This is a genomic window from Burkholderia sp. Bp8992 (assembly GCF_003853705.1).
Classification (GTDB): domain Bacteria; phylum Pseudomonadota; class Gammaproteobacteria; order Burkholderiales; family Burkholderiaceae; genus Burkholderia.
This window is the reverse complement of the sequence record NZ_QTQI01000005.1, coordinates 158,910-177,559: the sequence shown is the minus strand read 5'-3', so window position 1 is coordinate 177,559 and position 18,650 is coordinate 158,910. Positions and strand designations below refer to the sequence as shown.

Sequence of the window (18,650 nt, the reverse complement as noted above, 5' to 3'; positions counted from 1 at the left end):
CAACCGGAGTCCGCGCTTGTTCGATCTCACGTCCCTCGCCCTGTTCGTCCGTGCAGCCGAGCTGGGCAGCCTGTCGCGCGCCGCGCAGCAGTCCCACATGTCGCTTTCCACCGCAAGCCGCCGGATCGCGCTGCTCGAGCATCACTTTCGCGTGGTGCTGCTGAACCGCACGGTGGCCGGCGTCGAACTCACGCCTGCCGGCGAAGCACTGTTGCGCCACGCGACCGAGCTGCTGCTGCGCACCGATGCGATCTACAGCGAGCTGTCCGACTATACGAAAGGCGCGGTCGGCCGCGTCCGCGTGTTCGCGAACATCTCGGCGATCAGCCAGGATCTTCCCGATCAGTTGCGCACCTTTTCGCAACGCTATCGCGACATCAAGCTGCAGATCAGCGAGCTGAGAAGCTCCGACATCCTGCAGGCGCTGCGCGAAGGCCGCGCGGACGTCGGCATCGTCACGTCGCGCACCGCGCCCGAAGGGATTCACCTCGCCCCTTACTGCATGGACCGGGCCAGCGTGGTCGTGCCCGACGACTACCCGCTCACCGGCGACGCGATCGACTTCAGCGCGCTGCTCGACCACGATCTGGTCGCGCTCGACGACCGCTCGGAACTCACGCGTTCGCTCGTCCGGGAAGCGGCACTGCTCGGCAAGTCGGTCCGCTTCCGCGTGCAGGTGCAGAGCTTCGAAGCGATGTGCCGGCTGATCGCCGCAGGGCAAGGCATCGGCATCCTGCCCGAGCGCGCGGTCGCGCTGTTTCGCGAACCGATGCACCTGCGCTTCATCCGCCTCAACGATCCGTGGGCGAACCGCGTCATGTCGGTCGGCATTCGCGCCGGCGCCGTGCCGCTGCCGACGCGCAAGCTGTTCGAGTTCCTCGCATCGTTCGCGCCGCCCTCGCTCGTCTCCGGTGACGCCGGGCAATCGACCGACTGACTGTGCCGCCACGCGGCCGCGCGCGCCGGCGTGTTGCAGATTTTCGAAGGTCCCGTTCACGGATCCGCACTTCCTTGCGGCGCCTGCGACGCAGTAGATTCGACGGACAGATTCAACAGTCCGCCGGTTACCGCAACGGAAGAGACACAGGAGACACGCCGACGTGATCCGACGTGATCCGACGTGATCCGACGTGATCGGAGGCAGCGTCGCGTATCAACGGCCACCGCGCAGCAGTTCGATGCTGTCCGGCTCGCACACCCTCCGCGTGTCTGCCTCTCCCGTGCGGGACGCCAGCTTCGTCATGGAGGCTTCCCGCAAAATGAAGAACCCGCACCGCATCGCGGTCATCGCCGGCGACGGCATCGGCAAGGAAGTGATGCCCGAAGGCCTGCGCGTGCTTCGCGCTACCGCGGACCGCTTCGACATTCCGCTGGCGTTCGACGAGTTCGGCGACTGGTGTACCGATCACTACGTTCGCCACGGCACGATGATGCCGGCCGACTGGGCACGGCAGATCGGCGCGCACGACGCCATTTTCTTCGGCGCCGTCGGCACGCCCGATGTCGTGCCGGACCACGTCGCCGTGTGGGAGTCGCTGATCAAGATCCGGCGCGAGTTCGATCAGTACGTGAACCTGCGCCCCGTGCGCCTGATGCCGGGCGTGCCCGCGCCGCTCGCCGGACGTCGGCCGGGCGACATCGACTTCATCGTCGTGCGCGAGAACACGGAAGGCGAGTATTCGCCGGTAGGCGGCCGGATGTTCACCGGGACCGATCGAGAGATCGCCGTGCAGCAGTCGGTTTTCTCGCGCATCGGCGTCGACCGCGTACTCAGGTTCGCATTCGAACTCGCCCGCTCGCGCCCGCGCAAGCAGCTGACGGCGGCGACGAAATCCAACGGCATCTCGATCACCATGCCGTTCTGGGACGAGCGCGTCGCGGAGATCGCCCGCTCGTTCCCGGACATCGAAACGCGCAAATATCACATCGACATACTGTGTGCGCACTTCGTCCAGAATCCGGATCGCTTCGATGTCGTCGTCGCCTCGAACCTGTTCGGCGACATCCTGTCCGACCTCGGCCCGGCCTGCACCGGCACGATCGGCATCGCGCCGTCGGCGAACCTGAACCCGGAGCGCCGCTTCCCTTCGCTGTTCGAGCCGGTGCACGGCTCGGCACCCGACATCGCGGGCCGCGGCATCGCGAATCCGATCGGCCAGATCTGGTCGGCCGCGTTGCTGCTTCAACACCTCGGTCGCGGCGAATCGCGCTACGAAGCCGCGGCCGCCGAAATCGTCGCCGCGATCGAATCCGTGCTCGTCGCCGGCCCGCGCACCCGCGACATGGGCGGCACGGCCACCACCGAAGAACTGGGCGCCGCGATTGCGCACGCCATCGCGAATCCCGCATCGATCGAGGAATGACCCATGCAATTTGATCACTACATCGACAACGCCCGCGTCGCGCCGAATACCGGCGCGCGGATCGACGTCGTCGACCCGAGCACCGGCGAACCGTTCGCGACGATCGCGCGCGGCGATGCGACGGACGTGCAGCACGCCGTTTCCGCGGCACAGCGCGCGATGGGCGACACGCTCGACGGCCCGTGGGCGAGGCTGTCGCCGGTCGAGCGCAGCAACTTGCTGTTCGCGTACGCCGCCGCCGTCTCGCAGCATGCGGACGAACTCGCGCAGCTCGAGGCACGCGACACGGGCAAGGCGCTGAACACCGCGCGTACCGACGCAGCGGTGCTCGCGCGCTACCTCCAGTACTACGCCGGATGCGTCGACAAGCTGCACGGCGACACACTGCCCTATACCGCCGGGTTCACGGTATTGACGGTGCGTGAACCGATCGGCGTGACCGGCCACATCATTCCGTGGAATTACCCGATGCAGATCTACGGCCGCTCGGTCGGCGCGTCGCTCGCCGCCGGCAATGCGTGCGTGGTCAAGCCGGCCGAGGATGCGAGCCTGTCCATTCTGCGGCTGGCCGAAATCGCGGCCGAAGTCGGCTTTCCGGCCGGCACCGTCAACGTCGTCACGGGCTTGGGCGGCGAAGCCGGCGCGGCGCTGTCGGCCCATCCCGGCATTCGTCACGTCTCGTTTACCGGCTCGACCGGAACGGGTGCGCTGGTCGGCCGCGCGGCCGCCGAGCGTCACTGCCCGGCGGTACTCGAGCTGGGCGGCAAGTCGCCGCAACTGCTGTTCGACGATGCCGACTTCGACCAGGCGCTGCCCGTCATCATCAACGCAATCGTGCAGAACGCAGGGCAAACCTGCTCGGCCGGCAGCCGCCTGCTCGTCCAGCGCACCGTGTACGAGCGCGTGCTCGATCGTCTCGCCCAGCAATTTGCGCGGCTGCGTTCGGGGCCGCCGTCGATGAACCTGGAGATGGGGCCGCTCGTCAACGCAAAGCAGCATGCGCGGGTCCGCGCCATCGTCGAGCGTGCGCAGGCCGACGGCATTCGCGTGGCGGCGCGCGGCACCATCGCGGCCGGCGCATCGGGGGCAGGCTATTACCAGGAAGCGGTCCTGTTCCGCGACGTGCCGCCCGACAGCGAACTCGCGCAGGAAGAGGTATTCGGCCCCGTGCTCGCGGCCATGCCGTTCGACGACGAAGACGCGGCGGTCGCGCTCGCGAACGGCACGCAGTATGGCCTCGTCGCGGGCGTCTGGACGCGCGACGGCGCCCGCGCGCTGCGGCTCGCGCGCAAGCTGCAGGCCGGACAGGTCTTCATCAACAACTACGGCGCCGGCGGCGGCGTGGAACTGCCGTTCGGCGGCGTGAAGGCAAGCGGATATGGCCGTGAGAAAGGCTTTGAGGCATTGCTCGGCTTTACCGCGCTCAAGACCATCGCGATCAAGCACGATTGACCGCCGCAACGACGCTACGGCCGTTCGGGCCGTCGCCAGGGAATCGCCGGGTCCCGACTGACCATCGTGGGTGCCGGAGGCGGCGGCAAGACGCTCGGCAATCCGATCGTCGCGAACCCCGTTGTCGACGTCGGGCAGATCTACGCTCGCGACAACGCGTACGCGCGTGCCGCTGTCGAGATCGTCGGCACCGGACGGCCGGTCGATGATCTACAGCTGATCGAGCCCGCCGACATCTGGCTGCTGTCGGTGCCTGACACCCGGATTCCCGATCAATCGACGGACTGAAGGGTGGCGACTTTGTTGCGGCCCGTTGCCTTCGCGTAATACAACGCTTCGTCCGCCGCCTTGATCAACGAGCCCGGCTCGCCTTCCTGCTCCGGCGCCCAGCTCGCCAGACCGATGCTGGCCGTGACGCGCCCGTATTCGCTTCCGGCATGCTCGAGGCCGAGTTCATCGATGGCCGCACGGATGCGCTCGGCAATCTGCGCGGCGCCGGTTTGCGGCGTATCCGGGAGCAACACGACGAACTCCTCCCCGCCGTAGCGCGCCGCGGTATCGGCCGGGCGACGGATGTTCTCGCCGATGCAGCGCGCGACCGCCGCCAGCGCGTCGTCGCCCGCCTGGTGGCCGTACGTGTCGTTGTATGCCTTGAAGCGGTCGACGTCGACAAACAGCAGCGAGAAAACGGAATGCGCCCGGCGCGCGCGGCGCCATTCGCGGTCCAGCACTTCCCCGAACGTGCGTCGATTGTTCAGGCCGGTGAGCCCATCGGTGCGGGCCAGCAGCACGAGCTCGGACTCGGCACGCATCCGGCGCCGCAGCTGGATGCCCAGCATGACCGACACGGCGATGAACGCGGCGCCGAACGTGGCCACCAGCGCGCCGATCGTCACGGCGCGGTGCCGCCAGGCGGCATAAATGTCCTGTTCGGCCTCCGCGACCATGATGATCAGCGGCAGCTTCGGCAGGTGCTTGAAGTAGTAGAGGCGGCGCAGCCCGTCGATCGACGACGTTTCCGAAAAGGAACCCTCGGGTGCCGTCTGGAAACGCTGGAAGGTCGCAGCCTTGCTGATGTTTCGTCCGATCGTGTGCACGTCGTACGGGTAACGCATCACCATGATGCCGTCACTGCCGATCAGCGACATCGAGCCGTGCTGCCCAAGCGACAGGCCGGCAAACAGCTGACGGAAATACTCGAGGTTGATCGCGATCAGTGCGATGCCGCCAAACGAGCCGTCAGGGTTCGAGACCCGCCGCGACAGCACCATGCTGGGCGACCCGCCCCGCAACCGCGATGCGAACGGGTCACTGACGTAAAGCCCGACGTCGGGATTGTCGCGATGGACGGTGAAGTACTTGCGATCCGAAAAATTGCCCTGGCGCGGCACGTCGTTGGCGGAGTCCAGGACGATGTTGCCGCCCGCGTCGAGCACCAGCATCGAGCCGAGAAATCGGGCCGTCATCGCGTGGTCGAACAGCACGCCGCGGCGCAGGCTCGCGGGAGAATTCATCACGTCCTGCCGCTGCAGGCCCTGGAGCACCGCCTGTAGCGAGAGATCGTAGAGTTCGACGTTGCGCTCGATGTCGCGCTCGGCCATCAGGCCGAGATTGCGCGAGGTTTCGCGGGCGCGGTCGAGCGCATCGTCGCGGCTCTGGAACAGCAGCAGTGCGCACAGTCCCATCAGTGCACAGGCGATAACGATCCCAGTGACGACGACGGTGTAGGGGGCAGTCGACTTGGATCGCATGGAGGCTCTCGGATGTGGTGTGGGCGCACGTGCTGGCGCGTCTCCCGCATAGTAAAAAACCGATGGGGACGCATCAAGCCCGAGAAGACCCAGACGGGCCCCGTGCGACTTGGAAATATCTATCAATTTCCTCGATGGGTAACGCGTGCTCACGCCTGCCGACACTCAAGCCCACCCAACGCAGCGAGGCATAAAACACATTGATATCAACTGGTTACGTCGATTCACCACATAGTGAAATGCGAAGTACGTTCCTTTTGCATGTCAATACCTATCAACCCCATAGCCAGCAGTGCTTTCAAACATATCGTCGAAACACGATATAAGATTCGCCAATCGACGATACCCGTTTGCCGGACCGAAACGCCCTACCCTTCCATGCCGACCGAACTCGACATCGACGCCATCCTGAAAGCGCTCTCGAACCCCGTGCGCCGGGAGATCCTCGTCTGGCTGAAAACGCCCGGCGAGTATTTCCCGCAACAGACGCTGCCGTACGAACACGGCGTCTGCGCGGGCCAGATCGACGCGCGCTGCGGGCTGTCGCAGTCGACCGTCTCCGCGCACCTCGCCACGCTGCAGCGCGCGGGGCTCGTGACGTCGACGCGGATCGGCCAGTGGGCGTTTTTCCGGCGCAACGAGGCCGTCATCGACGCATTTCACGACGCCCTGCGCCGCGAACTCCAGCAAACGGCCTAACCGGCCATGCGGTGCGCCGCCGCACATGACGCGACGGTGCTCCCGCCTTTCGTGAAGAGGTTTTCCGATATGCCTACGCTGTTCGATCCCGTTACCCTTGGCGACCTGACCCTGCCGAACCGCATCGTGATGGCGCCGCTCACCCGCTCCCGTGCGGGCGAAGCGCGCGTGCCGAATGCATTGATGGCCCGCTATTACACCGAGCGCGCATCGGCCGGCCTGATCATTACCGAAGCGACGTCGGTCACGCCGCAAGGCGTCGGCTATGCAGACACGCCGGGCATCTGGTCCGACGAGCAGGTCGCAGGCTGGAAGCAGGTGACGCAGTCCGTGCACGCGGCCGGCGGGCGCATCGTGCTGCAGCTGTGGCACGTCGGCCGGATCTCCGATCCGATGTTCCTGAATGGCGACCTGCCGGTCGCGCCGAGCGCGATCGCCGCGGGCGGCCACGTGAGCCTCGTGCGTCCGCCGCGTCCGTTCGTGACGCCGCGCGCCCTCGAACTCGACGAAATCCCGGGCATCGTCGCCGCGTACCGCAAGGGCGCCGAGAACGCGAAGGCGGCCGGCTTCGACGGCGTCGAGATCCACGGCGCAAACGGCTACCTGCTCGACCAGTTCCTGCAGGACAGCACCAACCACCGCACCGATGCGTACGGCGGCCCGATCGAGAACCGCGCACGCCTGCTGCTCGAAGTGGTCGACGCAGCGATCGACGTGTGGGGCGCCGGCCGTGTCGGCGTGCACCTCGCGCCGCGCGGCGACGCGCACACGATGGGCGATTCCGATCCGGCGGCAACCTTCGGCTACGTCGCGCGCGAACTCGGCCGCCGCAAGATCGCGTTCATCTTCACGCGCGAATCGTATTCGGGCGACCAGTTGAGCCCGCGCCTGAAGGAAGCGTTCGGCGGCCCGCTGATTGCAAACGAGCAGTTCACGCTCGACACCGCGCAGGCCGCGCTCGAGAACGGCAGCGCCGACGCGATCGCGTGGGGCAAGCTGTTCATCGCGAACCCGGACCTGCCGCGCCGCCTCGAAATCGGCGCACCGCTCAACAAGCCGGTGCCGGAGACGTTCTACGCGGAAGGCGAAACGGGTTACACCGACTACCCGGCGCTGAGCGACGCGGCCTGACGGCCGAGCCGCAAGTGTTCACGCGCGCACGTCCGCGCGCATGAACACGCGCTGCGTTTCGTCGAGACCCAGCGAGATGTGGTGCGCGCGAATCGCGCGCAGCATATCGTCGAGCAATGCGTCGTCGATGATGTGAAAACCGAGGCGCGCGTAGTAAGGCGCGTTCCACGGCGCGCCGCGAAACGTCGACAGCACGACCTCGGCGATGCCGTCTTGTGCGGCGCGCGTCATGATCCGCTCGATCAGGCGCGCGCCGATCCGCTGCCCCGCATGCGACGGCGCGACATCAAGTTCCTCCAGATACAACCGTTGCGCATCGAGCAGCCGGTAGAACGCGAACCCCACGCACGCGCCCTGCGGATCGACCGCGACGTACGCGCGGCCGTCGTCGATCCGCACGAGCACGGCAGCCGCGTCGGTCGGCTCGCCGTCGGCGATGTCGATCATGCCGATTTCGCGAAACCGCTGCGCGGCGGCGACTTCCACGGCGGCCATCGCGGCCGCGTCTTCCCGCGTGGCGGGGCGAATCAGGATCGATGCAGGCATGACGGCAATTCAGGCAGGCAGTCTGGACGGACGTCACTATAATCGAAACTTCATACGTATCGATTCGACCACCCGATCCACGAGGTCCATCATGACGTTGTCCGCACTCGCCGTCTTCGCCTTCGCCCTGCTCGTCACCGCCGGCACGCCCGGCCCGAGCGTCGCCGCGCTCGTCGCGCGCGTGCTGACGAACGGCGTGCGCGACGTGTTGCCGTTCCTCGCGGCCATGTGGCTCGGCGAGGCGCTGTGGCTCACGCTCGCGGTCGCGGGGCTGTCGGCATTCGCGCGCACGTTCGCGACGGGCCTGATCGTGCTGAAGCTGCTCGGCGTCGCGTACCTGCTGTTCCTTGCGTGGAAGATGTGGACCGCACCGACCGACACGGGTGCGGACGACCTGCCGCGCGGCCAGTCGCCGTGGCGCATGTTCGTCGCCGGCACGCTCGTGACGCTCGGCAACCCGAAGATCATGGTGTTCTATCTCGCGCTGCTGCCGACCATCGTCGACCTCACGCACGTCGGCGTCGTCGCGTGGGCCGAGCTGGTCGGCACGATGCTCGCGGTGTTGGTCCTCGCCGACTGCTTCTGGTCGCTGCTCGCGTCGCGTGCCCGTGCGTTCCTGACGTCGGCACGTGCGAAGCGGATCGCGAACCGCACGAGCGCGACCGCGATGGCCGGTGCGGCGGTGGCGATCGCGACGCGGTAGTCCGACGGGCCACACGACGCCTGCGCCTGCCGCCTGTCGTGCCATCGCTCGATCGCGTCGCCTTTCACCAGACGTTCGACGCCAAGGCACTCGCAGTCTTCAACGCGAATCTGCGCTGATCAACAGCGAAACGCCCTGCGCCACGTGCGCGGCTCCGGCATAGGGTCGTTGCACTCGATCAGCGCACGCACCAGCGCCCAGTCGTCGTCGTCGCAGAAATCGAGCAGCACCGCGCCATACGAACCGCGCTGCTCGCGCAATCGTTCGGCCAGCCGCGCATGAATGCCCCGGACCCTGCCGTCGCCGTGCGCCACCACGGACGGATTCGCGCCCATCCCCGTCCCGCTGCAGAAACTGATCGCCCAGCGGCCGCTGTCCGGCAGCGGCAGGTGCGTCAGCAACGCGTCGATCGCGCGCCACTTCCACGCGATCGACGCGGCCACCGGCACGCGGTATTCGTCCTGGATCACGAACGCGCCGTCGGGATGATCGATCGTGAACGTCGCGTTGTCGGGCCAAGCGGTCAGGTCGATACCGAGCGGCCGGCCGCTGCGAAAGCGCCGCAGCAGCACGACCGCGCCGCGCACGTCGCCGAGCGCGGGCAGCGTGCCGCCGGCATGCCAGCGCAGCCGCGGATGCCGCGCGCGATGCGCGTCGAACGTCGCGTCGAAACCGCGCGTGCATGCGTGCGCCGGCCACTCGTCCTTCACCGACATCACGATGCATTCGCGCGGATGCGCATCGAGAAAGTGCGTACAGGTTGCCAGCACGTCGTCGAACGTCATCCCGAGCGCGATGCCGCCGTGATGGATGTCGAACGCATCGCGCACGTGCCGGCAGCGGATGTCGAGCAGCCGCACGCCGTGCGCGAGCTGCGCGTCGAGCGGTGCGCGCTGCGTGCGCACGAGCCCGTCGTCGACCGTATACGCACAGGTGTCATGGCTGCCCGGTAGGGTCAGCGTATGCAGCAACCGCGCATCGTCGAGCGCCGACATCCAGTCGGCGAGCGGCATGCACGTTTCGTGGCTCGAAGGGATCATGAATCGATGAATGACAAGGAAAGAAAGCCGTGGGTAACGGCGTCGGACGTCGCGGCGCGGGCCGGGGTCTCGCGCTCCGCGGTATCTCGCGCATTCTCGCCGACGGCGAGCATCGCACCGCAAACCCGTGAACGCGTGATGGTCGCCGCACGCGCGCTCGGCTACCAGGTCAACCTGATCGCGCGCGACATGATCACGCAGCGCAGCAGCATGATCGGCGTCGTGACGGCCGGGTTCGAGAACCCGTTCCGCGCACGGTTGCTGTCGGACCTGATGGCCACGCTCGGGCAGCGTGCGCTCACGCCGCTCGTGACCAATGCGGAAGATCCGCGTCAGGTCCGGCAATCGCTCGAACAGCTGCTCAGCTACCGGATCGCGGGGCTCGTCATGACGTCCGCGTCGCCGCCGCTGTCGGTCGCGCAACAGTATCTCGAACACCGGATCCCGGTCGTGATGATCAACCGCGAGGCGAACCTGCCGGGTGCCGACGTCGTCGTCAGCGACAACGCGGCGGGGGCCGTTCATGCGGCGCAGCGGCTCGTGCGGGCCGGCGCGCGCCGGCTTGCGTTCGTCGGGCCGCGCGGTGCCAGCTACAGCGCGCGGTCGCGCGCCGCGGCATTCGAACACGCGATCGGGCAACGCGACGCCTTCGACGCGACGCTCGCGCACGTGATCGACACACCGTCCGACACCCATGCCGGCGGAGTCGATGCAGCACGGCAACTGTTCGCGGCGAGCGAACGGCCCGATGGCGTGTTCTGCTCGTCCGACCTGCTCGCGCTCGGCGTGATCGATGTCGCGCGCAGCGAATTCGGGTTGCGCGTGCCGGACGACCTGTGCGTGATCGGCTTCGACGACATTCCGGCCGCCGAGTACGACGCGTACCGGCTGACGACGCTGCGGCAGGACACGCGCGGCCTCGCGCACGCGGCGATCGAGCTGCTCGCGGACCGCATGCAGACGTTCGACGGCCCGTCGCGCACGCGCGTCGTGCCGGTCACGCAGGTGGTACGGGACAGCTGCGCGTGACGGCATGACATCGGGCGTGACATCGGGCGCGGCACGGCCGCGCGTCACTTCAGCCCGCCCGCGAACCCGCGCAACAGGTAGCGCTGCACATAGCCGGCCACGGCCAGCGTGGGCAGCGATGCCATCAGCCCCGCGCTCATCAGGTCGCCCCAGTCGATGCCGTTCTCCGTCACGTAGCCGGCAATCGCGAGCGGCAGCGTGAAACGGCTCGGGGTCGACACGAACAGCAGCGCGATCAGGAATTCGTTCCATGCAGCGATGAACACGAAGATCGCCGTCGCGATCAGCCCCGGTGCGCACAACGGCAGCACGATCTGCACGAGCCGGCGCGCAAGCCCCGCACCGTCGATGCAGGCCGCCTCTTCATACTCGATCGGTACTTCCCGTACGAACGCGAGCAGCATCCAGATCGCCATCGGCAACGCATAAATCTGGTACGCGAGCATCAGGCCGAGCGTCGAATCGAGCAGGTGCAGCCGCTTGGCGAGTGCGAACAACGGCACCGCGATCGTGATCGGCGGCATCAGCTTCAACGCGAGCACGAGCATCAGGAACAGCAGGTCGAGCCGCGCCGGAAAACGCAGACGCACGAGCGCGTACGCGGCCGGAAACGCGAGCGCCAGCGCGAGCAGCGTCGTGCCGAAACCGACCAGCAGCGAATTCAACAGCGGCGCGCCGATGCCGTTCGACCATACCGATGCGAAATGCTCGAGCGTAGGCGCGGCCGGCCAGATCCGCAGCGGATGATCGAGGCGTTCGAGCGTCGGCATGAAAGCCGCGCCCGCCATCCACATGCATGGCAGCAGCAACAGCGCGAGCGCGGCGATGCGCAAGACCCACGGCATCGCGCGACCGAATGCGGCGCCCGTTCGCGCGCCCGTGATGCCTGCGGGATGCGCCGTCATGCGCGCCGCTTGCGAACCGTCTGCCATACGTACCCCGAAACCAGCACCGCGGACGCCGCGAGCATCAGCACCGACGCGGCGCTCGCCGGCCCGACGTTGAAGAAGCGGAAGCCCGTGTCGTAGATATAGGTCGACAACGTCTGCGTCGCGTTGCCGGGGCCGCCGCCCGTCAACGCATAGACCTTGTCGAACAGCTTGAACGTGTCGATCGAGCGCAGCAGCAGCGCGAGGCCGATCTGCGGCGCCGCGAGCGGCAGCGTGATGTCGCGCAGGCACTGCCACTCGCTCGCGCCGTCGGTGCGCGCGGCTTCGTAGAGTTCCTGCGGAATCGACTGCAGCCCGGCCAGCACGATCAGGAACGCCATCGGCGTCCACTGCCAGACGTCGACGAGCGCGAGCGACCACAGCGCGAGATGCGGGTCGGACAGCCAGCGCACGCCTTCGATGCCGAACGCCGCGAGCAGCGCATTCAGGAAGCCGTCGAAGTTCAGCCAGTTGCGCCAGATCGCCGAACACACGAGCGTCGACAGCATCATCGGCAGGATCGCGAGCGGCAGTGCGATGCGCCGCCCCGGAAACGCACGCACGAACAGCAGCGCGAGGCCGAAGCCCAGCGCGACCTCGGCGAGCGACGCAACGATCGTGAAGCGCAGCGTGTTGCCGAAGCCGGCCGTGAACGCATCGTCGCCTAGCACCGCGCGGTAGTTCGCGAGCCCCGCGAACGCGCGGCGCCCGGCCGCGTAGTCGACCTGGCAGAACGAATCGATCAGGACCTGCGCGACCGGATACAGCGCGAGCGCGGCGAGCACCAGCAGCGCGGGACCGAGCAGCGCGACGAACGGCAGGCTGCGGCCGACGCCTTTCATGCGCGATCTCCGGCCGACGGGTTGGCGTGCGCCGTCACTTGCCGGCCGCGGCCGTCGCCTGCGCGATCTTCTGCTGCGCCTGGCGCAGCGCGGCGTCGGGTGCGGCCTGCCCCGTCAGCGCGAGCTGCAGCTGGTCGCCGAGAATGCTCTCGACCTGCTGCCAGTCCTTCACGCGCGGCCGTGCACGGCCGGCTTCGAGCGCCTTGAGCTGATCGGGATACCAGCGGTACTGACGCACCAGCGCCGGATCGTTGAACACGCTGCGACGAGTCGGCGGAATGCCGATGCCGGCGAGGCGCGTCTGCGTATCGCGCGCGGTCAGGTAAGCGAGGAAATCCTGCGCGAGCTTCTCGTGCGGCGCATCCTTCGGAATGCCCATCTGCCAGATCCCGAGCATCGGCGCCGGGCCGGCGGTCTGCCCGGGCGGCGGCTGCAGCGCGATCTGCCCGACCACGCGCGACTGCTTCGGATCGTCGAGCGCCGGCACCCACGCCGGCCACACCTCGATCGACTGCGCGGCCGTGCCGCGCTGCAGCGCGTCGCGCACTTCCGCCGCGCCGTACACGTCGACGTCCTTCGGCGCCGACGCCTTCAGCGCGAGGAACGTCTTCAGCGCGGCCTGCGCTTCGCGCGAATCGATCGTCACGTTGCCGGCATGGTCGAACACGTCGCCGCCGTACGCCCACAGGATCGGCAGGAAACCCGTCACGACGGGGTTGCCCTTGGTGCCGCGAAACACGACGCCCGACACGCTCTTGTCCGCGCCGCCGACGGTCTGCGCGATCTTCAGCACGTCGTCCCAGTTGCGCGGCGGCTGCAGCTTGTACTTCGCGAGCAGGTCCTTGCGGTACGCGAACATCTCGACGTTGCCGACGATCGGCAGCGCGTACAGCGCACCGGCCGCGTTGCGGCCGAGCGCGACGGCGGACGGCACGAGATCGGCGTCCGCGAGCGAGGCCGGCAGCGGCTTCAGCCAGCCGTTGCCGATGAATTCGGGCGCCCACGTGTCGTCCATCATCACGAGGTCGTATGCGCCCGTGCCTTCGCGCATCGACAGCTTGAGCTTCTGGTACAGGTTCGCGTTCGGCAGCTTGAGCAGCTCGATCTCGGTGCCCGGGTGCAGCTTGGTGAAACCGGCGACGGCGTCGGCCAGCCCCTTGCCGTAGATGTCGTCGCGGCCTGCGATGACGAGATCCGCCGCGAAGGCGTGCGTGGCGGCAACGGATAGCGCAACGGCGGCGGACAGCGCGCGCAGGCGGCTCAGCAAGGTCATGAGGTCTCTCTCGTTCGGCGTGATGGCGGGACGGCCAGGCGTTGCACACGTGTGCAACGCGGGTGACGCGGCTGGCCGCCGGGTGCGAACGCCATTGTTCACGCCGATCGTTAAGAATTTATGGCACACGGCGGGAACGGCAGCCGCCGTGCTCGCCTGCCCCGCCCCGCCTGGTGCCCCGGCCTCCGGCTGGACCTCCCGGTCCGGACCTTCCCGGCCGGATCAGAAGTTCACGCGAATCCCGGCCATCACCGCGAGCTGCCGGCTCGAGTTGCTGTTCGCGAGCACCGGAATCTGCGCGTAGTTCACCGCATTGCCGTTCGCGTCGGTGCCGAGGCCCGTGCCGCTCGCGATCTGACCGATCGCGACCGCGTACAGCGCCGTGCGCTTCGACAGGCTGTAGTTCGTGCCGACGTTCACCTGGTGGAACCGCGTCGTGCCGCGCCCGTCCGTATGCGCGGCGTTGAAGAGATACGCGACGCCGCCCTGCAGCGCGGGCGTGAACATGTACGTGACGTTCAACTCGCCGATGTCGAACGTGAACGCCTGCGTGCGCGGCTGCGCGGCGGTCGAGAAATAGCGGCTGTCGCCGAGGCGCGTATGCGTGTAGGTCAGCGCGACCGTCGCCGCGCCGAGCGTGACCGAGCCGCCTGCACCGAACGCGCGCATCGAGCCGGCATCCTGCAGCAGGCAGTACATCGCACCCGGATTGCTGCACGCGAAGTCGCCGATATAGCCGCTCGCGCCGCCGAGCGCCGCGTCGAGCGGCTGGTGCAGGTCGAGGTAGCCGACCGAGAATGCCACCGGCGCGCGCGTGTACGTCGCGGCCACCGCATAACCGCGCTTCGCGGAAAAGTCGCCGGCCTGCCCGCCGAAGCTGAACGTGCCGCCGACCGTGAGGCCGTTGAAATCGGCGCTGGTGAACTTCACCGCGTTGTTGAAGTTGAACGCGGCATTCAGGTTGTCGACGTCGCCGAGATGCGAACCGTACGGCGTTGCCCAGTTGTTGCTCGACACGTATGCGCCGAGCATGTCCGTGTACGAGTCGTACTGGCGGCCGAGGCCCAGCGTGCCGATGCCGTCCCGCCGCAGCCCGACCCACGCCTGCCGGCTGAACGCCGTGCCGCCCTGCAGCGCCTGCCCGTTCGCGGACAGGAATTGCTGCTCGAGCGTGAACACCGCGTCGAGCCCGCCGCCGAGCGGCTCGGCGCCCTGGAAGCCGAAGCGCGACGGCACGAGGTTGCCGCCGCCCATCTGCCACGCATGGCCGCCGCCCGTGCTGCCGTCGGCGCGCGTGAACTGCTGGTTCGTCGAATAGATGATGCCGGTGTCCACGGTGCCGTACAGCGTCACGCTCCCCGAGGTCTGCGCATGGGCGTGCATGCACCCCAGCGTCGCCGCGGCTGCGGCCAGTCGTCGTCCGATCTTCATGTCCCGCCCTCTGTGTTCATCGATTCGCAGTGCGAATCGATGGCGTTGTCGATATGGGTGACAGGACTCTATCCAGCGAAAATTCAGGACCTCTATCGCAAATCGGCAAACGGTGGGTTGCACTGCCCGCGACGCTGCCCGGCGGCGCCGTCGCGGCGTGCGTGCGTCATTCGGGACGCGTCGTCTGGGAAGGCAGTTCGCCGAACAGGTCGCGATACTCGCGCGCGAAATAGCCGAGATGCGTGAAGCCCCAGCTCGCGGCAGCCTCGCCGACGCCGAGCTGCCGCACCGACGTCGTGCGCAGCATGCGGCGCACCGCGTTCAGCCGGATCGTGCGCAGGTAGCCGACCGGCGTGACGTCGGCCACGCGTTGAAAACTCGTTTGCAGTGTGCGGCGGCTGCAGCGCAGCGCGCGGCACAGTTCGAGCACGGTGACGGGTTCTTCGGGCCGGTCGCGCAGATGCTTCTCGCAGCGGCTCACGATGTCGCTGTAGGTGGCGTGCGTGATGTCGCGGCGCTCGACGCCGATGCCCTGTTCGAGCGCGTCGAGGAACATGCCGAGCATCGCGTCGCGGAACACCTTGCGGGTGGCCGCGTATTCGAGGTGGCCCGGATTGCGCTGCGCGTCGTCGATCAGCGACGACAGCCGCACGCCGAGCGCGACGCCTTGCTCGTCGGACAGCCGCGTCACATGCCGCAGCTTGCGCGCGCCGGCCGCGCCGAATTCGGCCTCGCACAGCTCGTCGACCATGTCGGACGCCGCGCTGATCCCGACGAGCCCCATCCCTTCCGGTGTGTGGAATTCGAAATCCTCGCCGGCGCGCAGCGCGAGCAGCGCATAGCCGTCGACCGGCTGGCCCTGGAAGGTGCCCGCGAGCGGCACCGACAGCGGCACCGCGAGCGACGTGCGCCCGGCCGGCGCGAGCCCGGTTTGCGCGACACGCCGGTTGGTCGTCTCGCGGAAGAAATGGAAATCGTCGTACAGCACCTGCGTGACGGTGCCCTTGAAGCGGCCGGGCGTCATCTGGCGGTAGACCTGATGCCAGCCCGCGATCGCGAGCCCGTGATCGTGCACGTCTTCGTGTGAGCGTGACTGGAACAGCATCGGCATCTCCGGTAAAACCCTTGGGTCCTGGATGCGGCCGCCGGGTTCGCACGGCACGCAACGCCACAGCTTACCCTCGCAAAATCCCGTGTAGTGCGGTTTCGAACGCAAGCAGCGCCGCCGACAGCGCCGCGGCCTGCTCGCCGGTCAGGCGGACGTAGCGGCGAAACGACGGCATCCGGTTCACGACTTCGCTGCCGCCGAACGGCACGATCGCGAGCGTCCAGCGGCCGTCGCGCGCGTCGATCGTGCAGTCGGCCAGATGCAGCGGCCGCAGCGCGCCGGCCAGCGACGGCCCGGCAATCAGCGCGGCCAGCGTTTCAATGAATACGGGGTCGCATCCGGATGCGGGCACGCCATCGATTCCCGTGCTGCGCAGCCAGCCGGTCTGCCGCACGCGGGCGCTCCCCTGCGCGGCCGGGCCGCCGGCGGTCGCCGCCACCTTCACGCTGACCGTATGCATCAGGAACTGGCGCTCGACACGCTCGTCGACGCTTACGCGCACGCCGTTCGGCAGCCGGGCCGTGGCGCCGAACGCACCGTCGGCATCACGCACGGCCTGCAGATCGGCCAGCACGCGCGCGGCGATCGCGCCGGGCCGATGACCGGGCGGCGGTGCGTCGGGCGCCGTGCGCCAGCGGGCGAGTACGGCCCTCACGACGCGATGTGCTCGTTGCGCAGCACGTCCTCGACCGGCACCGGCTTGAACGGATTCCGGCGCTGCACGACGAGCGTCCAGAACAGCGCATACAGCGCGGTGAGCCCGAGCATCGCGCCGAACGGCACGTAGATGTCGCGCGGATTCATGCCGGGCGGCGTGATGTACCAGATCGCGAGCACGATGCCGACGCTCGACACGATCTGCGGCAGCGGGAACAGCGGCGACCGGTACGGGCGCGGCAGGTCCGGGCGGCGGATGCGCAGCATCACGACCGACGCGGTGACGAGCAGGTACGCGGTGCCCCATGCGCAGGTCGCGGCAAGCACGAGGTGCAGGATGCTGTCGAGATTGCCGTTGATCAGCCACGCATGGAAGATCGGCACGATCGCCGACGCCACGATGCCGACCACCGGCGTCTTGAAGCGCGGATGCAGGTACGCGAAGCAGCGCGGCAGCGCGCCGTCGATCGCCATCCCGTACAGGATGCGCGGCAGCCCGGCCATCAGCGTGTTGATCGTCGCGGCGCCCGCGCACAGGAACGCGATGCCGAACCAGATGCGGCCGAAGGGCCCGAGCACCTGCAGCGCGAACGCCGGAATCGCGCCCGGCGTGTCGAGCAGGTGCGTGAGACCGTCGGCGCTCACCGGCACGTTCGCGACCTGGCGGCGGATCGCCGCGCCGTACAGGAACATGCAGATCGCGACGCCGACGAGGCCGAGCGCCATCGCGCGCGGGATCGTCCTGCCCGGCGCCTTCATTTCCGGCGCGAGCGGCGTGACGAATTCGCAGCCGACGAACATGAACATCGCCATCCCGACGAGCGACAGCACGGCCGGCACCGACGTGCCGACTTCCGAGCCGCCGAACCAGCCGTCGAGATGCACGGCCGGCGCGGCCGCGAGCCCGAGGACCCCGAAGATCATCAGCGACAGCCACATGCCGGCCGTCAGCACGATCTCGAGCTTGCTGAACACCTTGATGCCGATGATGTTGGTGATCGCGAACGTGACCACGAGGCCGACGCCGACGAGCCACGAGCTGTTGTGTTTCTCGAACGCGGCGTTCAGCGATTCGAAGTTGACGAGCGCCATGATGCCGCTCAGGATCGTTTCCGCGGTGCCGGCAAACACGTGCACGAGGAAATACGCGGAGATCGTGCCGGTGATCGCCCAGAAGCGGCCCAGCCCGCACGACAGGTAATCGTAGACCGAGCCGGCCGTCGGCAGCATCGCGGCGGCTTCCGAGAACGTAGTGGCCTGCGCCTGCATCATCACGAACGCGATGATCATCGCGACCGCGAACGCCCAGCCGCCCATCCCGAAGCCCGACGTCGCGGTGAGGATCACCGGGCTCGCCATGATGAGGCCGACGGCGCTCGCCAGCGCGGTCGGAAAACCGACTGCCCCGGCCTTCAGCGCGGTGCCACCGCCCGCTTCCGCCGGCGAGCCTGCGGACGTATCGCCCGCGGCGCCGGTCACTCCCGACCATCCCGACATCGTTGTCTCCTTCCTTGACTGGCCTGCACCGGCGCTTCGTCGGCGGCGGGGCCACTTGCCTTGCGGTCGGCCCGGGGCGGCGCTTCAGCGCTGCGGCACCCCGGTCCCCTGTCGATCACGTCGTGATCCGATGTCGAAAAAATACGCAGGCAAAATAATCCGGTCATAGCGCAAATCGGCAAACCCGCGGCGACATCCA

General features: G+C 68.0%; 18 protein-coding genes. 8 read left to right on the top strand and 10 right to left on the bottom strand.

Annotated features, from left to right (window positions below; genetic code table 11):
• Positions 1-16: 16 nt before the first annotated feature.
• The 4 genes from DIE03_RS09970 (at position 17) to DIE03_RS09955 (ending at position 4,103) form a co-directional block, all read left to right on the top strand.
• Positions 17-937, top strand: a complete 921-nt coding sequence (locus DIE03_RS09970; RefSeq protein ID WP_124449819.1) for a LysR family transcriptional regulator — start codon at positions 17-19, stop codon at positions 935-937.
• Positions 938-1,259: 322 nt separating this feature from the next.
• Entirely contained in the window at positions 1,260-2,363 is a 1,104-nt protein-coding gene (locus tag DIE03_RS09965; RefSeq protein ID WP_124449817.1) for a tartrate dehydrogenase, read from the top strand.
• Positions 2,364-2,366: 3 nt separating this feature from the next.
• Positions 2,367-3,815, top strand: a complete 1,449-nt coding sequence (locus DIE03_RS09960; RefSeq protein WP_124449815.1) for an aldehyde dehydrogenase family protein — start codon at positions 2,367-2,369, stop codon at positions 3,813-3,815.
• 66 nt (positions 3,816-3,881) lie between these two features.
• Positions 3,882-4,103 carry a hypothetical protein gene (locus DIE03_RS09955; RefSeq protein ID WP_260434841.1) on the top strand — a complete coding sequence of 74 codons (222 nt, stop codon included), beginning with the start codon at positions 3,882-3,884 and terminating at the stop codon, positions 4,101-4,103.
• Here DIE03_RS09955 and DIE03_RS09950 read toward each other — a convergent pair.
• Positions 4,088-5,566 (bottom strand): sensor domain-containing diguanylate cyclase, encoded by a 1,479-nt coding sequence (locus tag DIE03_RS09950; RefSeq protein ID WP_124450177.1) that lies wholly within the window; start codon positions 5,564-5,566, stop codon positions 4,088-4,090. The genes DIE03_RS09955 and DIE03_RS09950 overlap by 16 nt on opposite strands.
• 378 nt (positions 5,567-5,944) lie before the next feature.
• Here DIE03_RS09950 and DIE03_RS09945 point away from each other — a divergent pair, with 378 nt between their 5' ends.
• Together DIE03_RS09945 and DIE03_RS09940 are read left to right on the top strand one after the other, a co-directional pair.
• Complete coding sequence (locus DIE03_RS09945) at positions 5,945-6,265, top strand: helix-turn-helix transcriptional regulator (protein ID WP_124449813.1); 321 nt, start codon at positions 5,945-5,947, stop codon at positions 6,263-6,265.
• A 69-nt stretch (positions 6,266-6,334) separates the two neighbouring features.
• Complete coding sequence (locus DIE03_RS09940; RefSeq protein WP_124449811.1) at positions 6,335-7,396, top strand: alkene reductase; 1,062 nt, start codon at positions 6,335-6,337, stop codon at positions 7,394-7,396.
• An 18-nt stretch (positions 7,397-7,414) separates the two neighbouring features.
• Here DIE03_RS09940 and DIE03_RS09935 read toward each other — a convergent pair whose 3' ends face one another.
• Positions 7,415-7,942: a GNAT family N-acetyltransferase gene (locus DIE03_RS09935; RefSeq protein ID WP_124449809.1), complete on the bottom strand. Its 528-nt coding sequence runs from the start codon at positions 7,940-7,942 to the stop codon at positions 7,415-7,417.
• 91 nt (positions 7,943-8,033) lie between these two features.
• Between DIE03_RS09935 and DIE03_RS09930 the strand changes: the two genes are divergently transcribed.
• Positions 8,034-8,645, top strand: a complete 612-nt coding sequence (locus tag DIE03_RS09930; protein WP_124449807.1) for a LysE family translocator — start codon at positions 8,034-8,036, stop codon at positions 8,643-8,645.
• A 119-nt stretch (positions 8,646-8,764) separates the two neighbouring features.
• On the opposite strand, the gene DIE03_RS09925 is transcribed toward DIE03_RS09930, so the two are convergent.
• Positions 8,765-9,685 (bottom strand): phosphatidylinositol-specific phospholipase C, encoded by a 921-nt coding sequence (locus DIE03_RS09925; RefSeq protein ID WP_185658134.1) that lies wholly within the window; start codon positions 9,683-9,685, stop codon positions 8,765-8,767.
• A 6-nt stretch (positions 9,686-9,691) separates the two neighbouring features.
• Between DIE03_RS09925 and DIE03_RS09920 the strand changes: the two genes are divergently transcribed.
• Positions 9,692-10,714, top strand: coding sequence for a LacI family DNA-binding transcriptional regulator (locus DIE03_RS09920; RefSeq protein WP_124449803.1), 1,023 nt, complete (start codon positions 9,692-9,694; stop codon positions 10,712-10,714).
• Between the two features lie 44 nt (positions 10,715-10,758).
• Here DIE03_RS09920 and DIE03_RS09915 read toward each other — a convergent pair whose 3' ends face one another.
• From DIE03_RS09915 to DIE03_RS09885, 7 genes are all read right to left on the bottom strand, one after another.
• Entirely contained in the window at positions 10,759-11,619 is an 861-nt protein-coding gene (locus DIE03_RS09915) for a carbohydrate ABC transporter permease (protein WP_124449801.1), read from the bottom strand.
• Positions 11,616-12,485: a carbohydrate ABC transporter permease gene (locus DIE03_RS09910; RefSeq protein WP_124449799.1), complete on the bottom strand. Its 870-nt coding sequence runs from the start codon at positions 12,483-12,485 to the stop codon at positions 11,616-11,618. Before DIE03_RS09910 ends, DIE03_RS09915 begins: the two co-directional genes overlap by 4 nt.
• A 34-nt stretch (positions 12,486-12,519) precedes the next feature.
• Entirely contained in the window at positions 12,520-13,758 is a 1,239-nt protein-coding gene (locus DIE03_RS09905; protein WP_124449797.1) for an ABC transporter substrate-binding protein, read from the bottom strand.
• Between the two features lie 222 nt (positions 13,759-13,980).
• Positions 13,981-15,189 (bottom strand): porin, encoded by a 1,209-nt coding sequence (locus tag DIE03_RS09900; RefSeq protein WP_124449795.1) that lies wholly within the window; start codon positions 15,187-15,189, stop codon positions 13,981-13,983.
• A gap of 166 nt (positions 15,190-15,355) precedes the next feature.
• Positions 15,356-16,294 (bottom strand): helix-turn-helix domain-containing protein, encoded by a 939-nt coding sequence (locus DIE03_RS09895; protein ID WP_124449793.1) that lies wholly within the window; start codon positions 16,292-16,294, stop codon positions 15,356-15,358.
• Between the two features lie 70 nt (positions 16,295-16,364).
• Positions 16,365-16,952 carry a DUF3156 family protein gene (locus tag DIE03_RS09890; RefSeq protein ID WP_124449791.1) on the bottom strand — a complete coding sequence of 196 codons (588 nt, stop codon included), beginning with the start codon at positions 16,950-16,952 and terminating at the stop codon, positions 16,365-16,367.
• Positions 16,949-18,451 (bottom strand): APC family permease, encoded by a 1,503-nt coding sequence (locus DIE03_RS09885; protein WP_124449789.1) that lies wholly within the window; start codon positions 18,449-18,451, stop codon positions 16,949-16,951. The genes DIE03_RS09890 and DIE03_RS09885 overlap by 4 nt, the downstream gene beginning before the upstream one ends.
• Positions 18,452-18,650: the final 199 nt, after the last annotated feature.

What these genes read in the sequence shown, in the direction of transcription:
- DIE03_RS09965 (WP_124449817.1), top strand. Translation starts at nt 1,260, where the DNA reads ATGAAGAACCCGCACCGCATCGCGGTCATCGCCGGCGACGGCATCGGC.
- DIE03_RS09960 (WP_124449815.1), top strand. Translation starts at nt 2,367, where the DNA reads ATGCAATTTGATCACTACATCGACAACGCCCGCGTCGCGCCGAATACC.
- DIE03_RS09950 (WP_124450177.1), bottom strand. Translation starts at nt 5,566, where the DNA reads ATGCGATCCAAGTCGACTGCCCCCTACACCGTCGTCGTCACTGGGATC.
- DIE03_RS09945 (WP_124449813.1), top strand. Translation starts at nt 5,945, where the DNA reads ATGCCGACCGAACTCGACATCGACGCCATCCTGAAAGCGCTCTCGAAC.
- DIE03_RS09940 (WP_124449811.1), top strand. Translation starts at nt 6,335, where the DNA reads ATGCCTACGCTGTTCGATCCCGTTACCCTTGGCGACCTGACCCTGCCG.
- DIE03_RS09935 (WP_124449809.1), bottom strand. Translation starts at nt 7,942, where the DNA reads ATGCCTGCATCGATCCTGATTCGCCCCGCCACGCGGGAAGACGCGGCC.
- DIE03_RS09930 (WP_124449807.1), top strand. Translation starts at nt 8,034, where the DNA reads ATGACGTTGTCCGCACTCGCCGTCTTCGCCTTCGCCCTGCTCGTCACC.
- DIE03_RS09925 (WP_185658134.1), bottom strand. Translation starts at nt 9,685, where the DNA reads ATGATCCCTTCGAGCCACGAAACGTGCATGCCGCTCGCCGACTGGATG.
- DIE03_RS09920 (WP_124449803.1), top strand. Translation starts at nt 9,692, where the DNA reads ATGAATGACAAGGAAAGAAAGCCGTGGGTAACGGCGTCGGACGTCGCG.
- DIE03_RS09915 (WP_124449801.1), bottom strand. Translation starts at nt 11,619, where the DNA reads ATGACGGCGCATCCCGCAGGCATCACGGGCGCGCGAACGGGCGCCGCA.
- DIE03_RS09910 (WP_124449799.1), bottom strand. Translation starts at nt 12,485, where the DNA reads ATGAAAGGCGTCGGCCGCAGCCTGCCGTTCGTCGCGCTGCTCGGTCCC.
- DIE03_RS09905 (WP_124449797.1), bottom strand. Translation starts at nt 13,758, where the DNA reads ATGACCTTGCTGAGCCGCCTGCGCGCGCTGTCCGCCGCCGTTGCGCTA.
- DIE03_RS09900 (WP_124449795.1), bottom strand. Translation starts at nt 15,189, where the DNA reads ATGAAGATCGGACGACGACTGGCCGCAGCCGCGGCGACGCTGGGGTGC.
- DIE03_RS09895 (WP_124449793.1), bottom strand. Translation starts at nt 16,294, where the DNA reads ATGCTGTTCCAGTCACGCTCACACGAAGACGTGCACGATCACGGGCTC.
- DIE03_RS09885 (WP_124449789.1), bottom strand. Translation starts at nt 18,451, where the DNA reads ATGTCGGGATGGTCGGGAGTGACCGGCGCCGCGGGCGATACGTCCGCA.